The organism is Bradyrhizobium sp. UFLA05-109 (assembly GCF_054185165.1).
The window spans coordinates 1-15,314 of record NZ_JBBIAR010000021.1; the positions used below are offsets into that span (position 1 = coordinate 1).

Sequence of the window (15,314 nt, forward strand, 5' to 3'; positions counted from 1 at the left end):
TGGATCTGCGCATCGACTACCAGAAGCCGGCCACGCCCGGCCTCGACATCAGAGCGCATTCGATCTGCTATCGCACCACGCGCTCGATCGCCTTCGTGCGCTCGACGGCCTACCAGGAGTCGGAGGACGACCCGGTCGCAACCGCCACCGCCTGCTTCATGATTGGCGCCAACCACACCAACATGCTGGCCGATCGCGCGACGGACCAGCGCAGCATCCCGACGCTGGATGCGCCGGAGGATCCGGCTGGTCCCTTCGCCAACAGCCCGTTTGCGCGCTGCCTCGGCATCCGCATCCAGGATGACGACACGCTGATGATGCCGTTCTCGCCAAAGATCATCGGCAACCCGATCCTGCCCGCGATCCATGGCGGCATGACCGGCGCGTTCCTGGAGACCACCGCCATCGTCGGCGTGACACGCGAGCTCGGCATTGCCGCGCCGCCAAAGCCGATCGGGCTGACGATCAACTATTTGCGCTCCGGCCGCGCACGCGACAGCTTTGCCAACGTCTCGATCGTCAAGCAGGGCCGGCGCATCGTCGCGTTCGAGGCAAAAGCCTGGCAGGACGACCCGGACAAGCCGATCGCATCCGCCTTCGGCCATTTCATGCTGCGGCCGACGCCTCGAAACGAAGAAGAATAGGCGCATTGGGGCTTGACGGCCGGCATAAGCGCCACAACGATAACGCGGATTCCACCAGAGGAACCGCAGTGCGGCACCCGATCGACATCATCGCCATGTTCGCCGCCATATGGCTGTTGGCGTCGATGGTGCTGGACGCGCTGACGCCGAAAGAGCTGACCGCGGTCATGATCGGCGTCGCGATCGGGCCAGCGGTGATCATCACCGCGATCTTCTACTACCTGCGCTTTCCGCGCACCGACTTTGCCGTGCTATTCGCCGCGCTGTGGCTGATCTCGGACATCGCCATCGAGTTCATTTCGCCGCTGCCGCTACCGAACTTCCTGATCATACTCGGCTTCGTGCCTGCGCTCCTGGTCGGTGCGGTGCTGCACTGGCAGCGCTTTGCGCGCCGGCATGAACGGCTGGTGTGGCCCTCGGCAAGACGAAGCTGACCCTCCGCCCTCATGCGCTTTGAATCGCGAGATCGTAGGCCGCAATCGTCGCCCTGGCGCGCGCAGCGACATCGGCCGCGGTCATGCCCGGCTTGTAGAGGCTGCTGCCGAGGCCAAAGGCGCGAACGCCGCTTTTGACGTACTCGGCAAAATTCTGCTCGGAGACCCCGCCGACGGCAGCGATCATTGCGTTTGCCGGCAACACGGCGCGGATCGCGGCAATGCCCGCGGCGCCCAGCACGCTGGCCGGAAAGAATTTCAGGCTCGATGCGCCGGCGCGTGCCGCAAGCAACGCTTCCGTCGGCGAGAACACGCCGGGCATGGTCACCATGCCGTGCTCATGCGCGCGCGCAATCACCTGCGTGTCGACATTTGGGGCGACCAGCAGCTTGCCGCCGGCCTCATTCAGCCGGTCGACATCGGCGCTCGTGAGCACCGTACCGGCGCCGACGAGAACGCCCGCGGGTGCACGCTTGACCGCAATCTCGATCGAGCGGAACGGATCGGGCGAGTTCAGGGGAATCTCGACCGCGGTCATGCCGGCCTCGACCAGCACGCTGACGATAGCGTCGGTCTCGTCGGGCTTCACGCCGCGCAGGATGGCGACCAGCGGACGCTTCATCGTCGGGAATGGCACGGTCATGCAAAAAATCCTTCTATCTCGTCCAGATGGTTCGCGCCGCCATCGCAAGGCCGCGGCGTACCGCCTCGTCGGCGTCGATCGGCTCGACCGCCAGCGCGAGTGTTTCAAACGCCAGCCGATACAGCATCTGAAGCCGCCCCGATGCAACCAGTCTGATGGGGCTCTGCGGCCGGCCATGCGCAAGCCCCGCCGCGAGTTCGATCCCGATCAGAGTGCCCGAGATGGTTTCGCGCGCGGCGGCCGGCGTGCCGCCGAACAGGAGCTGCCGCGACCGCACCTGGAACAGGAGGTTGGCTGCGGATGCCGGGGTCCTGAACCCAGCCGCAACCGCTGCCCTGAACGCCTCACGGTCTTCCGCGTCATCGGCTCCCGTGACCGCGTGCGAGAGGATCGTCTCGCGCGAGACGACACTGAAGAGCTCACCCGTCATGAAGGTGGCAAAACGCGCGACTGTTCCACCGCTGACACTGACCCATTTCGAATGCGTGCCGGGCATGCAGACCAGCGCCTCGCCGGCTGCGTCGAGACCCAGCACGCCGAGCAGCTGGGTCTCCTCGCCCCGCATCACATCCGGCGCACCGGCGTCACGCTGCGCAATTCCGGGGAGAATGCGGATGTCGCGCGACTGCCCGGCGACCGGTACCGCGCGCGCGAGGATCGCAGCGAGCGGCGCCGGGGTATCGACATAGCCGGCTTCGACCCAGCCCTGACGGGCGCCGGCCATGCCACAGATCAGCACTGGAAGCTCGCTTCCCGCACCGACCGCATCCAGATGCGATTGCAGCACGGCGGCAAAACCGGTCTTGGCCGCCGCCGTCATGCCTTCGCTGCTGCGGCGCTCAGCCAGAACCTGGCCGTCGCGGTCGATCAGCCAAAGCCGGAAGCTCGTCGTGCCCCAATCCACCGCGACATAGGCAGCTTCCGTCATGACAAAACACGTCCTCTGATTCGATCGTCCGATCCTGACATGACCGTCGCTGAGGCGGGGATGTCAATCGGGAACCGGCACGCTGCCGTTGCTACGCCCGCTCACCATGCGTCGATGCAGGGGCGCTTCTTGGTCGTGCGCTCGGCCGGCTTCGGCACGGAGCGCAGGCCCGCCATGATCCAGCGCCGCGTCTCGGCGGGATCGATGACGTTGTCGATCTCGAACACCGAAGCGATCGAAACCGCCTTGCCGTTGGTGTAGAGCTCGGCGACCTTGTTGCGATAATAGGTCTCGCGCTCGACCGGGTCGGCGATCGCCTCCATCTCCTTGCGGAAGCCGAGCCGCACATAGCCTTCGAGGCCCATGCCGCCGAATTCGCCGGTCGGCCAGGCCGCGGTGAAGAAGGAGGCATGGAAGCCGCCGCCGATCATCGACTGTGCGCCGAGGCCATATCCCTTGCGCAGCACGATACCGAACAGCGGCACGGTGAGACTCGCGCCGGTGACGAACATGCGCGACACGTGGCGCACGATCGCGGTTTTCTCGGCCTCCGGACCGACCATGAAACCGGGCGTGTCGCAGAGCGACACGACGGGTAAGTCGAAGGCGTCGCAGAGCTGGAGGAAGCGCGCCGCCTTGTCGCCGGCATCCGCATCGATTGCGCCGCCGAGATGGCGGGGATTGTTGGCGATCAGGCCGAACGGCTTGCCTTCGATACGGATGAAGGCGGTGATCATGCCGACGCCGTAGTCGCGGCGGAGCTCGAGAACGGAGCCCGTGTCTGCGATGAGATCGATCACGCTGCGGATGTCGTAGACGCGCAACCGGTTCTCGGGGATCGCGCGGCGCAGGAGGCGCTGATCGGCCGCCTGCCACTCGCTCACTGCACCCTGGAAATAGGACAGATATTTCTGCGCAACCCGCGTCGCCTCCTCCTCGTCTTCGACGAGGATATCGATGACGCCGTTCGGGGACTGGAACGAGACCGGACCAACCTCGGCGGGATGATAGACGCCAAGACCGCCGCCTTCGATCATGGCCGGACCGCCCATGCCGATCGAAGCATTCTTGGTCGCGATGATGACGTCGCAGCAGCCGAGCATCGCCGCATTGCCGGCAAAGCAATAGCCCGAGACGATACCGACCACCGGCACGAGGCCGGAGAGCTTTGCGAATTGCAGGAACGACGGGCCGTCGAGACCGGTCATGCCGAGACGATCAGTGTCGCCGGGCCGGCCGCCGCCGCCTTCGGCATAAAACACCAACGGCATGCGCCATTGCTCGGCGAGCGTCAGCATGCGGTCGATCTTCTTGTGGTTCATATGGCCCTGCGTGCCCGCAAGCACGGTGTAGTCATAGGCGACCACCATGCAGCGCGCGCCGTCCGATCCGAACTTGTCCGCATTCACAGTGCCGACACCGGTGATGAGACCATCCGCCGGCGTGTTCTTGATGAGATCGTCGAGCTTGCGGCGGCGGCGCTGCGCGGCGATCGCGAGGCTGCCATATTCCATGAAGGAGCCGTCGTCGACGAGCTGCGCAACGTTCTCGCGCGCCGTGCGCTGGTTGGTGTTGCGGCGGCGCTCGACGGACGCCGGGCGATTTTCGTCGCGCGTGTTGGCCTGGCGCGAAAACATCTCGGCGAGATCGGGACGGACGTGATCGAGATCGATCTCGGCTTCCTTGGCCGCGCTGTCGGTCGCGACATCGAGCGGCTCGAGATAAAGGATCGGCTCGCCATGCAGCAGCGTGACGCCGTCACCGGCGACGAGTTTTGTCACCCGGCCGCCCTGCTCGGCCATCACCAGGTGCTCCATCTTCATGGATTCGATCACGGCGAGCTGTTGGCCGGGCCGCACGATCTCGCCCTCCCCGACCTGGATCGCGACCACGGTGCCCTGTAGAGGTGCCGCGACCATCACCGTTCCCTCCGGCACCTCCTGCGCCACGTGGTTTTGCGCCGCGTGATCGCCCGACTTGTCAGTCGCGGCGAAGAACAGCGGCCGCGCCGCGCCGTCGGCGGCCTCCACGAGCTTGGCGATGTTGCGATCGATGAAGTCGGTCGCGATGCGATTGGTTTTGAAGTCGGGATGGGCGAGCACCGCCTGCAGGAAGGGGATGTTGGTGACGACGCCATCGATGCGGAACTCGCGCAAGGCGCGCGAGGCCTTGGCGACCACGTCGTGCCAGGCCTCGCCCGGCGTATGGACTATAACCTTGGCAAGCAGCGAGTCGAAAGCGGCGCTGGTCTTGTAGCCGGCATAGCCAAAGCTGTCGACGCGCACGCCGGGACCAGATGGCGGCTCGAACACGGCGAGCACGCCGCCGGTCGGGTGCGTCGCGCCAGTCTCGTCCAGCGTCTCCATGTTGACGCGGAGCTGCATGGCATGACCGCGCGGCTTCGGGATCGAAGCCTGGTCGAGCCCCAGCGAAGCGAGCGAGGCGCCCGAGGCGACCGCGAGCTGGGCGCGGACGAGATCGACGCCGAGCACCTGCTCCGTCACGGTGTGCTCGACCTGAAGCCGCGGATTGGCCTCGATGAAGGCGAAGCTGTCTTCAGTGGCGCCATCGACCAGGAACTCGAAGGTGCCGAGATTGTCGTAGGCCGCATGCGTGGCGAGCTGCTTCGCCGCCTCGATGATGCGGCCGCGCAAGCCGTCGCTGAGCGAGGGGCTGGGCGCCACCTCGATCAACTTCTGGTGCCGGCGCTGGACGGTGCATTCGCGCTCCCAGAGATGGCTGATCGCGCCATGATGGTCGCCGATGATCTGCACCTCGATGTGGCGCGCCTTGCGGATCAGGCGCTCGGCATAGACGCCGTCAAGGCCGAAGGCCGCTTTCGCCTCCGACTGGCAGCGCGCATAGGCTTCCGCCAGATCCGCCGCCTTCTCCACGACACGCATGCCGCGGCCACCGCCGCCGGCCACCGCCTTGATCACGATCGCGGCGGACTTGCCGAGCGAGTCGAAGAACGCCTGGATCTCGCCGAGCGAGGATGGCCCGCTGGTGCCGGCGATGATCGGCACGCCGCAGCGCTTGGCCAACTGGCGCGCCGCAACCTTGTCGCCGAACAGCTCGAGCGCGGTCACCTTCGGCCCGACGAAGGCGATGCCATCAGTCGCGCAGGCCTTGGCGAAGTCCGCGTTCTCGCTGAGGAAGCCATAGCCGGGATGCACCGCGTCGCAGCCTGCCGCCTTCGCCGTCTTCACCACGCTTTCGATGTCGAGATAGGCCCGCGCGCCGCGGCCGGGAATTTCGATCGCCTCGTCGGCGACACGGCCATGCAGCGACAGCGCATCATCGGCAGGAAAGATCGCCACCGTCGCCATGCCGGCATCCGCAGCGGCCCGCGCGATGCGGATGGCGATCTCGCCGCGATTGGCGATCAGGAGCTTTCGGAACGACATTGAGCGGGTCTCCGTGCACCGCCTGTTTGCAGCGGGCATCGGGGGACGTCAACGACAAGCGGGGGTGGAGTCAAGGGTGGGGCGGCGCCGGTGCCGCGACGCGGAATAAATCGCTCTCTCCTCACCTCTACGTGCATCTCACACCGTCATCCTGGCGACTTGTGAGGTTTTTCTTGTCATTCCGGGGCGCGACGAAGTCGCGAGCTATGATGCGCAATTGCGCATCTGAGAATCCATCGGGCCGCAGAGACGGCCGCGCAATGGATTCCGGGCTCGCGCTGACGCGCGCCCCGGAATGACGAAGGGAGAGAGCCCGCTTAAGCCCTTATCCTGAGAGCTTGTGAAGCTTTCGGGTGACGGTGAGGGGTGGAGTCCTACGCCGCCCTTACGCCGGCGACGAAGGCCGTCACCTCGTGCTGCAGCGCCTGCAGCTTCTGCGTCAGCCGGCCGCTCGATTGCAGCACCTGGCCTGCGGCATGACCGGTCTCGGAGGTTGCCTCCGTCACGCCGGAGATGTTTTGCGAGACCTGGTTGGTGCCGGAGGCTGCGTCCTGCACGCTGCGGGCGATGGCTTGCGTCGCGGCGCCCTGCTCTTCCACGGCCGCCGCGATCGAGGAGGAGATCTCGTTGACCTCCATGATGGTGGCGCGGATGCTCTGGATGTTACCGACCACCTGATCGGTCTCGGCCTGGATCGCCGAAATCTGCGCACCGATCTCGTCAGTTGCCTTCGCGGTCTGGCTTGCCAGCGACTTCACCTCGCTTGCGACCACTGCAAAGCCCCTGCCGGCTTCGCCGGCGCGCGCCGCCTCGATGGTGGCGTTGAGCGCGAGCAGGTTCGTCTGCGAGGCGATCTGGTGGATGAGGTCGATGACCTCGCCGATCTTGTGGGCTGCCTGAGCCAGCCCCTGCACGGTCTCGTTGGTGCGCTGGCCGTCGGTCGCAGCCTTGTCGGCGACCTGTGCCGCTTGTGCGACACGCTGGCTGATCTCCGTGATCGACGCCGACAGTTCGCCGGCGGCGGAGGCCACCGTCTGCACGTTGCTCGAAGCCTGCTGGCAGGCGTCGGCGACGACGCTCGCGCGCGCGCTCGCCTTGTCGGCGGTTTCCGACATGCCTTGCGCGGCCTGCTGCATCTGTTGCGCCTCGGTGAAGACGTCGCGGACCACGGCCTGGACACTGGCCTCGAACTTGCCGGCAAGGTCGACCATCACTTTCCGCTTCTCGGCGTCCGTCTTCTGCTTCAGCTCCTGCTGCTCGGCATGCAGCTGGTGCACCGCCGCGGCATTGTCCTTGAACACGGCAAGCGCCTTGGCCAATCCACCGACCTCACCACGGCGGCTCGTATAGGGCACGTCGAACGCGCTGTCGCCGGAGGCGAGCCGCTCCGTGAGCGCGGTGATGTTCGCGAGCGGCCTGGTGACGCTGCGACCGATCAGGAAGGAGGCGAGGAGAACCAGGGCGAAGACGGCAAGACACACCCATGCGAACGTCATCGCGGTCTGGCGGAACACAGCGTCGACGTCGTCGAGATAGATTCCGGTGCCGATGATCCAGCCCCATGGCGCAAAGCCCTTCACATAGGAGATTTTCGCCACCGGCTGCTCGAAGCCGGGTTTGGGCCAGAGATAGCTGTAGAAGCCCGCGCCCTGCCCCTTCACGACGTTGACGAAACCCATGAACAGCGCATTGCCCGCAGGATCCTTCATGCCGGAGAGATCCTTGCCGTCGAGCTCGGGCTTGATCGGATGCATGACCATCTTCGGGGTCATGTCGTTGATCCAGAAATACTCGACCTTGTCGTAGCGCAGGCTCTTGATCTCGGCCTGAGCGGCGGCCTGGGCTTGCTCGCGCGTCAGCTTCCCTTCGCTCTCGAGCTTCTGGTAGTGCGACAGAATGCCATAGCCGACATCGACCATCTGCTGTGTCTTGGCCTGGCGGTCGGCGACCATCTGCGCACGCATGGTGTTGAGCGCGATCGGCGCCAGCACGATCATGCCGAGGAGGCTGATGGCGACGATCAGGACAAGCTTGAAACTGATGCGGGAAAACATCTTGGTGCTCGCAAAAATTGGCAGAATGCTCGAATGCCAAACTATCCCGAACCGCTTAGCAAAGATTTAAGCATTCGGGTTCCATCGCACCCGCGTCACCAAAGCGCGCGTCGCGCTTCAAGCCGTTGTCTGAGCATGATCTCCGCACAAACGCGCTCCGCCTTTGGCGCGAGGGAGAACCGCTGCACACTTCACCGGATTTGCTCTACGTCGCCGGTACCCCGTGCAGCAGGCGGTTGCGATATTCGCCGGGTGAAGCCTTGAACCAGCGCCGACAGGCCCGGAAAAAGCTGCTCTGGTCGGCAAAGCCGAGCAGATAGGCAGCCTGCCCGAGCGACAGATGCAGCCGGCCAAGATACTGGTCCGCCAGTTCACGCCGCGTATCGTCCAGAAGCTGCACGAACGAGGTCGCTTCCTCTTCCAGCCGCCGCTGGAGGGTGCGCTCGCTCATGCAGAGCTCGACGGCGACCTCGTCCCGCCTCGGCTCGCCGTCGGGAAGCCGTCGCACGATCGCCTCGCGCACCCGAAAGCTCGTCAGCGCGTGATCGAAGTGACGCAGATATTCGCCGGCATAACGCTCGTGCAGCTCGCCGAGTTGCGGATTGAAGGTCGGCAGCGCCAGGTCCATGTCGCTGCGCGCGAACATCACGCTGTTGCGCTCGGCGTTGAACGTGACCGGGCAGCGAAAGGCGGCGTGATAGGGCGAGACATCCGCGGGCGAGGGATAGGTGAGCGCGATGGCGCGCGGATTGACGTCACTGCGCGCGATCCAGCGGCAGAAGCCGATCACCGTGACGAAGATGAACTCGATGCGCTGACGCGGGATTGGCCGGTTGCCGCCGAACAGCACGAAATCGATGCGATAGCAATCATCCTCCTCAGTCATGCTCATGGTCAACGCGTCGCTGAGGATGAGGAGGTACCGGTTCAACCGCTCGAAGGCACCGCGCAGATCTGCGCACGACATCATGGTGTAACCGACCACATCGAACGCCGCCGGCCGCGCCATCTGATATTGCGCGAGCGACAAAGCGGGATTTTTCGAACGCTCGACCGCGAGCTCCCCTCGACCGCGAGCTCCCAGAGATGGCTGATCTTCTCGTTGGCGAGCCGCGCGCTCGGGCCTTCCAGCTCCTGCGGATCGATGCCGGCGGCCGCAAACAGGCTCGCGACATCCAGCCCCTCGGCGGCAAGCAATTCAGCGATGCTCCGCACCCAGACCGCGGCCGTCGTCCGCTTCGACATCCCCCAACGCTCCTCCAGCGCTTGTTGATTGATTGGCCCTGCAACTGCCGACGCGCACCTGCCGCTGGAATATGACACGAAACGGCTGGCCGTGCCACCAAGGCAACGTTTCGCGCGATCGAACCAGACGCGAGCAGCACGCTGTTATCGCTCGGTCTCGACATTGTCATCCCGGTGGGCTCTTATCGCCGCAAGACGCCATCTTGATGTGAGCATGGAGCCCGCCGTCGGCGGCCGTATCGGAGATCGTCATGGCGGATCCGGAAAGCAGCGAGGGCTTGCCCTGGCCGCTCGGCTGCGCCCGCAACGAGGCGGACCAAAGCTGCAACTTCGCGCTCTATTCCAAGCATGCGACTGCGGTCACACTCCTGCTCTATCGTGATGGTGTGTTCGCGACACCTCTTCGCGCCCTCCCCTTCTCGTTTCCTGCCAACAAGACCGGCCGCGTCTGGCACATGCGGGTGTCATCTGATGTGATCGCGGACGCAAAATATTACGCATATCGGGTCGACGGGCCTTTCGACCCTGGCAACGGGCAGCGCTTCGACCGCGACAAGGTGCTGCTCGATCCCTATGCGAAAGGCGTGCTCTTCCCGCCCGCTTTCAGCCGCGATGCGGCGATGGCGGCCGGATCGAATGAGGGCAAGGCGCCGCTCGGCCTGCTCGCTGATGGCGCGACAAGCCCGCCCCCGGATCGGCCGTCGGCGCCGCGCCATGACCACGAGCTGATCATCTACGAGATGCATGTGCGCGGCTTCACGCGGCGGGCCAATTCGAATGTCGCTGAGGAGCAGCGCGGCACCTTTGCCGGCGTCGTCGCAAAAATCCCGCATCTGAGGGAGCTCGGCATCACCGCCGTCGAGCTGATGCCCGTGCACCAGTTCGAGCCTGGGACGAACAATTACTGGGGCTACATGACGCTCAACTTCTTCTCGCCGCACGCGCCTTACAGCGTGGCTGGCACGCCGGAGGGTGCGCTTCGTGAATTCCGCCTGATGGTCGACGAGCTGCACAGGGCCGGCATCGAGGTGCTGCTCGACGTCGTCTACAATCACACCGCGGAGATGGGCGACGGCGGCCCGACCTATTGCTTCCGCGGCATCGACAACACCACCTACTACGCGCTGTCGCCAACCGACTTCTCCAGCTACGTCAATTTCAGCGGATGCGGCAACGACCTGCGCACGGCGCATCCCGCGCCGCGGCTGATGGTCGTCGACAGCCTCAGATACTGGGCGACGTCGATCGGCGTCGACGGCTTCCGCTTCGACCTCGCCTCGATCTTCGCCCGCAACGAAGACGGCTCGCTCAATTCCGACGATCCGCCGATCGTCGTGGAAATCTCCGGCGATCATGATCTCGCGGATGTCAGGCTGATCGCGGAACCGTGGGACGCGGGCGGCGGCTATCAGATGGGCCGTGCGTTTCCGGGCAGGTCCTGGTGCCAATGGAACGATCATTTCCGCAGCACCGTTCGCGGCTTCGTCAAGGGCGATGGCGGCCTGGTCGCCGATCTCATGACCCGCCTCTACGGCAGCACGGACCTGTTTCCGGACACGCTGACTGACGCCGACCGGCGCACGCAGAGCATCAACTTCGTCGATTGCCATGACGGGCTCAATCTCTGCGATCTCGTGAGCTACACCAACGACGACCAGCGCAGCTGGGGCTGCGGTCACGAAGGCAACAATAACGTGCCCGCCGAGGTCGTGGCGCTGAGGAAGCGGCAGGTCAAGAACTTCTGCTGCCTGCTGATGCTGTCGAACGGCGTGCCGATGTTCGTTGCGGGTGACGAGTTCATGCACAGCCAGAACGGCAATCCAAACGTCTACGACCAGGACAACGAAACCACATGGCTCGACTGGGACCTCGCTGAAACCAACGCCGACGTGTTGCGCTTCTTCCGCACGATGATCGGCTTCCGCAAGGCCCATCCGGTGATCGCAAGGAGCACCGGGTGGGGCACCGACTGCACGTGGCACGGCACCGACGGCGATCCCGATCTCGGCGGCGGCTCGCACTCGCTGGCGTTCCACCTAAGGGGCGCGTCGACGAGCGGAGTCGACATTTTCGTGATGTTCAATGCATATTGGGACGCGCTAAGCTTCAATCTCCCGGCGTCATCGCCCTGGAAGCGCGTGGTGGACACGTCGCTGGACACTCCGAACGATATCGCCGAGGAGGCGGACGCACCGCCGTACGTCTCCAACTCGTACAGCGTTGGCCCGCGATCGGTCGCGGTCCTCATTTCTTCGCCACCGCGGACATGACGACCTCCCGCCATCATCGGTGCTGGCCCTCGGGAACGCCGAGCTTCGTTTCGAAGTGAGACCGGCTTAATCGCTGGCGAAGCAGGCACGCATTCGCCGGCTCCAGAAGTAGCCGGATGGACAGGGTCGCCGGGGGTGCGCCCCGGCGGGGCATTCGTTCCAGACGCGCGCGCCGCTTCCCCATCCATCGACGACGCACGCCCCGGAGATGGTGGCGTGGCAACCGGGGCCACATCCGTCAGCGGCACGGGCAAGTCCAACGCCGGCAACGATCGCGGTGACCAAAGCAGTGACGAAGAGCGCTTTCATGATTTCCCCCTTCTGGTTGTCGCCGGCTCCTGCCACCGGCAGGAGCCACGGGAACCCGTCAATGACGCGCGGACAGCGGGTTTGGTTCCCGGCGATCAGCGATCACTCCCGTGGCCGCGATGGTAGGTATTCGGCAACGGCCACTTCCAGGTGCCCAGTGTCGTCCGGTCCGGCTCGAAAATCTCGATCTTGAGTGGATGGCAGGCCGCGACGTCGCTGGAATGCGTCGCGCTGCAATCGCCGCCCGGGCAGGCCGACAGCGCGCCGAGCAGATCGATCTCCGCGAAGAGCTCGATGAAGTCACCGGGACGGACCGGACTGGCCTTCATGAAATACTGGTGCGTATCCCCGGTGAAGCCGGTGCACATGAAAACATTGAGCACGTCGTGGACGTGATGCTCGACGGCACGGGCGTCCGTCTTCAATTCGGCGGCCAGCGCGCGCGACAGGTTGGAGTGGCAGCAGAAATCGTAGGACGTGCCGCCCAGCAGCAGGTTCGTGTAGGGATCGCAGCGCGTGCCGATGACGTCGTGGATGCCGGCGCCATCCGTGTCGAAACCGTACCAGCCGAGCGTGTCATGGCTGATGGTCGCCATCGGCCTCAGATGCGGCATGGTGCTCCACAGCCGGTCGCCGGCGCCGACATGCGTCGCATGCAGCGCGCGCGTCTTGCCGCTGAAGAAGCGCTCGGAGAGGTCGTGGGCGTTCCAGAGATTGAGGTCGCCGACTTGCGGGCCCTCGATGCTGACGATGCGGAAGAACTGGCCACGCGAGACGCGAAACGCGCGGGCGTCGCGCGGCGGCACCACGATCTCCTGTGTCTTGACCATCGTCCGCCGCGCGGATTCCAGGGCGGCCATATCCGGCCTTGGCATTGAACCGGCGGGATAGACGACAGTCGGCTTGGCCGCCCGGCGTGAGGCTGCGTCGGCAGGCGCAGGTGGGATTCTGGAAGACATGATTGACCTCGAGGTGAGCGCAGAGTGCGATCGCACTTGCAGATCATGCCGCAAGCGCTTGCGCCGTAAAAGATCAGGACTGCCGCAACGCGCGGTAGATCCCGTGCTCGAACTGGCGATAGGCGTTCAGCGCTTCGCGGTCCGCGAAGGGCAGTATCTGCATCATGATGACGCCCGCGAGGCGCTTCGCCGGGTCGATCCAGTAGTAGGTGTTGAACAGGCCGGCCCAGGTCAAGCTGCCGGCGCTCCGGCCATCCGGGACGGGATCGAGGTTGATCATATTGCCCAGCCCCCATCGCAGATGGGCGCCTGGAAAGAAGTCCACGTCGTTCGAGAGCGCCGGATTGGTCGTCTTGAGGATGCCGGCCTCGAGATTGCCGATCTGGTTTTCGGACATCAACGCAACCGTCGCAGGCTGCAGGATGCGGTTGCCGCGCAGGCTTCCTCCGCCCAGCAGGGCCTGGAGCAAGACCAGGTAGTCGGACGCGGTGGAATAGATGCCGCCTCCGCCCAGAAACGCCTTGCTGCCATCCGGCTTTTCCAGCGGCTGCACCAGAAGCTTGCCCCGGGCATCCCGCACGAACAGGCTGGCCTCTCTCGCGCGCTGCTTGTCATCGAGCGCGACGACGGTGTCGTTCATGCCGAGCGGACCCGTGATGCGGTCGCGGAAATAGCGCTCGAGCGGCTCGCCACTAGCGATCTCCACCATGCGGCCGACGCGGTCGAGACTGCCGCCATAGGCCCATCTTGCGCCAGGCTCGAACATCAGCGGCATGCGCGGCAGCTTCGGCTTGCCGCGCGCGACCTTGAGATAGCGGGCGACCTTCGGATCCCAGAGCAAATAGCTGAAGCCGGAGGTGTGCGACAACAGATGGCGCAACGTCAGCGGCCTCTCCGGAGGATGCAGTTGCGGGGCACCCTTCGCATCGAAACCGGCGAGCACCTGAACCGCAGCCAGCGCCGGATCGATATTCGCGGCCGGCTCGTCCAGATGCAGCCTGCCCTGCTCCACGAGTTGCAGCGCCGCGACCGATGTCAGCAACTTGACCATCGAGGCGATGCGGAAGATCGTATCAGTCGACATGCGGGAGGCCGCATCGCCGTTGCGCAGGCCGAAGGCGCCCTCATAGAGCACCGACTGTTCGTTCGCGGCCATCGCCACCACGCCGGGTATCTTTTGCGCGCTGACGCTGGCCGACAATGCACCGTCGACCTCCCGGCAGCGCGGCGGCGCCAGCGACGATGCCGCCCGGCCGGACATGGGAATGGTGGTGGCCATGCTCGCGGCCGCAAGCCCCACGGTTTGCAGGAGCGCATCACGCCGGCTGAGCGGACCCCACATGCGGTTTCCTGGAAGCTGATCCGGAATCTGATCTAGTATAGCCCAGACAACCCCGGGTCGCATGCCCCGAGGTGATATCACGGGCCTGATCAGCGCATCAGCCAGGGGGAACCAGGATGCAAGTCGCCGGCCTCGTCCTTCCCGTATTTGCCATCATCGTCACCGGCTGGCTCGCCGGTTGGCTCGGCTACATCTCGCGGTCGCTGGCCGACGGTCTCGTGCATTTCGCCTACAACGTGGCGATGCCGGCGCTCCTGGTCGTCACCATCGCGCAGGAGCCGGCGAGCAATCTCCTGGAATGGCGCTTCCTGTTCGCCTTCGGCGGCGGATCGATGCTGTGCTTCGCGCTGGTCTTTCTCGTCGTACGCATGGCCTTCGGCCGCGACCTCGCCTCCAGCACGATGCAGGGCATGACCGCAGCGATGACCAATACCGGTTTCGTGGCGCTGCCGGTGCTGCATTCGATCTACGGACAGCCGGCCGTGCTGCCCGCGGCCATCGCGACCGTGTTCGTCGCGGCGGTGATGTTCCCGGTGACCGTCATCCTCCTGGAGAGCAGCGGCCGCGGCGCGCCGGGCGCGGCAGCCCCCTCTACGCTCGTGAAGCAGATCCTGCTCAACCCGATGGTGCTCTCGACGGTTATCGGTCTTGCCTGGGCGATCACGGGCCTGCCGATTCCTGCTCCGCTCAAAGCCTACCTGAACATTTTTGCGGCCGCGCTCACGCCATGTGCCCTTTTCGCCATCGGGCTCGGCCTCTCGATCGAAGGCGTGCGCGCGAACCTCAAGGCCTCGCTCGTGCTCGCGGCTGTCAAGCTCGTGCTCATGCCGCTGCTGGTGTACGGGCTGTGCGTGGCCTCTAACCTCAATCCGTTCTACACGATCGCCGCCGTCATCTGCGCCGCCGTGCCGACGGCGAAAACGGCGTATATCCTGGCCGGCGCCTACAAGGTGGACCATTCGCTGGTCGCATCCACGGTCTCGATCACCACACTGCTGTCGGTCGCAACCCTGCTGGGCTGGCTCTATGCACTGCAAGGATTGGCGGCCAAAGCCGGCTAGGATGAGAATGAGGAGACC

Annotated in this window: 13 protein-coding genes; 4 read left to right on the forward strand and 9 right to left on the reverse strand. The window is 65.2% G+C overall.

Features of this window, described 5'->3' with window-relative positions; all coding sequences use genetic code 11:
* Together Q3C01_RS16985 and Q3C01_RS16990 are read left to right on the forward strand one after the other, a co-directional pair.
* The coding region (locus Q3C01_RS16985; protein WP_458146469.1) for a PaaI family thioesterase at positions 1 to 644 on the forward strand (644 nt) is incomplete at its 5' end.
* Between the two features lie 68 nt (positions 645 to 712).
* Complete coding sequence (locus Q3C01_RS16990) at positions 713 to 1,078, forward strand: hypothetical protein (RefSeq protein WP_027527752.1); 366 nt, start codon at positions 713 to 715, stop codon at positions 1,076 to 1,078.
* Between the two features lie 10 nt (positions 1,079 to 1,088).
* Here Q3C01_RS16990 and Q3C01_RS16995 read toward each other — a convergent pair whose 3' ends face one another.
* The 6 genes from Q3C01_RS16995 to Q3C01_RS17020 all read right to left on the reverse strand — a co-directional run bounded on the left by Q3C01_RS16995 (position 1,089) and on the right by Q3C01_RS17020 (position 9,355).
* Positions 1,089 to 1,721: a 2-dehydro-3-deoxy-6-phosphogalactonate aldolase gene (locus Q3C01_RS16995; RefSeq protein ID WP_458146470.1), complete on the reverse strand. Its 633-nt coding sequence runs from the start codon at positions 1,719 to 1,721 to the stop codon at positions 1,089 to 1,091.
* Positions 1,722 to 1,734: 13 nt separating this feature from the next.
* On the reverse strand, positions 1,735 to 2,649 hold the full coding sequence (locus Q3C01_RS17000) for a 2-dehydro-3-deoxygalactonokinase (RefSeq protein ID WP_458146472.1): 915 nt from the start codon (positions 2,647 to 2,649) through the stop codon (positions 1,735 to 1,737).
* A gap of 101 nt (positions 2,650 to 2,750) precedes the next feature.
* Positions 2,751 to 6,056, reverse strand: a complete 3,306-nt coding sequence (locus tag Q3C01_RS17005) for an acetyl-CoA carboxylase family protein (RefSeq protein ID WP_458146473.1) — start codon at positions 6,054 to 6,056, stop codon at positions 2,751 to 2,753.
* A 374-nt stretch (positions 6,057 to 6,430) separates the two neighbouring features.
* Positions 6,431 to 8,110: a methyl-accepting chemotaxis protein gene (locus Q3C01_RS17010; protein ID WP_458146474.1), complete on the reverse strand. Its 1,680-nt coding sequence runs from the start codon at positions 8,108 to 8,110 to the stop codon at positions 6,431 to 6,433.
* Positions 8,111 to 8,315: 205 nt separating this feature from the next.
* Entirely contained in the window at positions 8,316 to 9,119 is an 804-nt protein-coding gene (locus Q3C01_RS17015; RefSeq protein ID WP_458146475.1) for an AraC family transcriptional regulator, read from the reverse strand.
* Positions 9,077 to 9,355, reverse strand: a complete 279-nt coding sequence (locus Q3C01_RS17020) for an AraC family transcriptional regulator ligand-binding domain-containing protein (RefSeq protein WP_458146476.1) — start codon at positions 9,353 to 9,355, stop codon at positions 9,077 to 9,079. The genes Q3C01_RS17015 and Q3C01_RS17020 overlap by 43 nt, the downstream gene beginning before the upstream one ends.
* A gap of 251 nt (positions 9,356 to 9,606) precedes the next feature.
* Here Q3C01_RS17020 and Q3C01_RS17025 point away from each other — a divergent pair, with 251 nt between their 5' ends.
* Positions 9,607 to 11,625, forward strand: a complete 2,019-nt coding sequence (locus Q3C01_RS17025; protein ID WP_458146477.1) for a glycogen debranching protein — start codon at positions 9,607 to 9,609, stop codon at positions 11,623 to 11,625.
* A gap of 66 nt (positions 11,626 to 11,691) precedes the next feature.
* Here Q3C01_RS17025 and Q3C01_RS17030 read toward each other — a convergent pair whose 3' ends face one another.
* The 3 genes from Q3C01_RS17030 to Q3C01_RS17040 all read right to left on the reverse strand — a co-directional run bounded on the left by Q3C01_RS17030 (position 11,692) and on the right by Q3C01_RS17040 (position 14,235).
* Positions 11,692 to 11,934 carry a GCG_CRPN prefix-to-repeats domain-containing protein gene (locus tag Q3C01_RS17030; protein WP_458146478.1) on the reverse strand — a complete coding sequence of 81 codons (243 nt, stop codon included), beginning with the start codon at positions 11,932 to 11,934 and terminating at the stop codon, positions 11,692 to 11,694.
* Between the two features lie 95 nt (positions 11,935 to 12,029).
* Positions 12,030 to 12,893, reverse strand: coding sequence for an urea carboxylase-associated family protein (locus tag Q3C01_RS17035; protein WP_458146479.1), 864 nt, complete (start codon positions 12,891 to 12,893; stop codon positions 12,030 to 12,032).
* 73 nt (positions 12,894 to 12,966) lie between these two features.
* Positions 12,967 to 14,235, reverse strand: a complete 1,269-nt coding sequence (locus Q3C01_RS17040; RefSeq protein ID WP_458146480.1) for a serine hydrolase domain-containing protein — start codon at positions 14,233 to 14,235, stop codon at positions 12,967 to 12,969.
* Positions 14,236 to 14,351: 116 nt separating this feature from the next.
* Between Q3C01_RS17040 and Q3C01_RS17045 the strand changes: the two genes are divergently transcribed.
* Positions 14,352 to 15,296: an AEC family transporter gene (locus tag Q3C01_RS17045; RefSeq protein WP_458146481.1), complete on the forward strand. Its 945-nt coding sequence runs from the start codon at positions 14,352 to 14,354 to the stop codon at positions 15,294 to 15,296.
* The last annotated feature ends 18 nt before the right edge of the window (positions 15,297 to 15,314 follow it).

What these genes read in the sequence shown, in the direction of transcription:
- Q3C01_RS16995 (WP_458146470.1), bottom strand. Translation starts at nt 1,721, where the DNA reads ATGACCGTGCCATTCCCGACGATGAAGCGTCCGCTGGTCGCCATCCTG.
- Q3C01_RS17000 (WP_458146472.1), bottom strand. Translation starts at nt 2,649, where the DNA reads ATGACGGAAGCTGCCTATGTCGCGGTGGATTGGGGCACGACGAGCTTC.
- Q3C01_RS17005 (WP_458146473.1), bottom strand. Translation starts at nt 6,056, where the DNA reads ATGTCGTTCCGAAAGCTCCTGATCGCCAATCGCGGCGAGATCGCCATC.
- Q3C01_RS17010 (WP_458146474.1), bottom strand. Translation starts at nt 8,110, where the DNA reads ATGTTTTCCCGCATCAGTTTCAAGCTTGTCCTGATCGTCGCCATCAGC.
- Q3C01_RS17015 (WP_458146475.1), bottom strand. Translation starts at nt 9,119, where the DNA reads ATGGCGCGGCCGGCGGCGTTCGATGTGGTCGGTTACACCATGATGTCG.
- Q3C01_RS17020 (WP_458146476.1), bottom strand. Translation starts at nt 9,355, where the DNA reads ATGTCGAAGCGGACGACGGCCGCGGTCTGGGTGCGGAGCATCGCTGAA.
- Q3C01_RS17025 (WP_458146477.1), top strand. Translation starts at nt 9,607, where the DNA reads ATGGCGGATCCGGAAAGCAGCGAGGGCTTGCCCTGGCCGCTCGGCTGC.
- Q3C01_RS17030 (WP_458146478.1), bottom strand. Translation starts at nt 11,934, where the DNA reads ATGAAAGCGCTCTTCGTCACTGCTTTGGTCACCGCGATCGTTGCCGGC.
- Q3C01_RS17035 (WP_458146479.1), bottom strand. Translation starts at nt 12,893, where the DNA reads ATGTCTTCCAGAATCCCACCTGCGCCTGCCGACGCAGCCTCACGCCGG.
- Q3C01_RS17040 (WP_458146480.1), bottom strand. Translation starts at nt 14,235, where the DNA reads ATGTGGGGTCCGCTCAGCCGGCGTGATGCGCTCCTGCAAACCGTGGGG.
- Q3C01_RS17045 (WP_458146481.1), top strand. Translation starts at nt 14,352, where the DNA reads ATGCAAGTCGCCGGCCTCGTCCTTCCCGTATTTGCCATCATCGTCACC.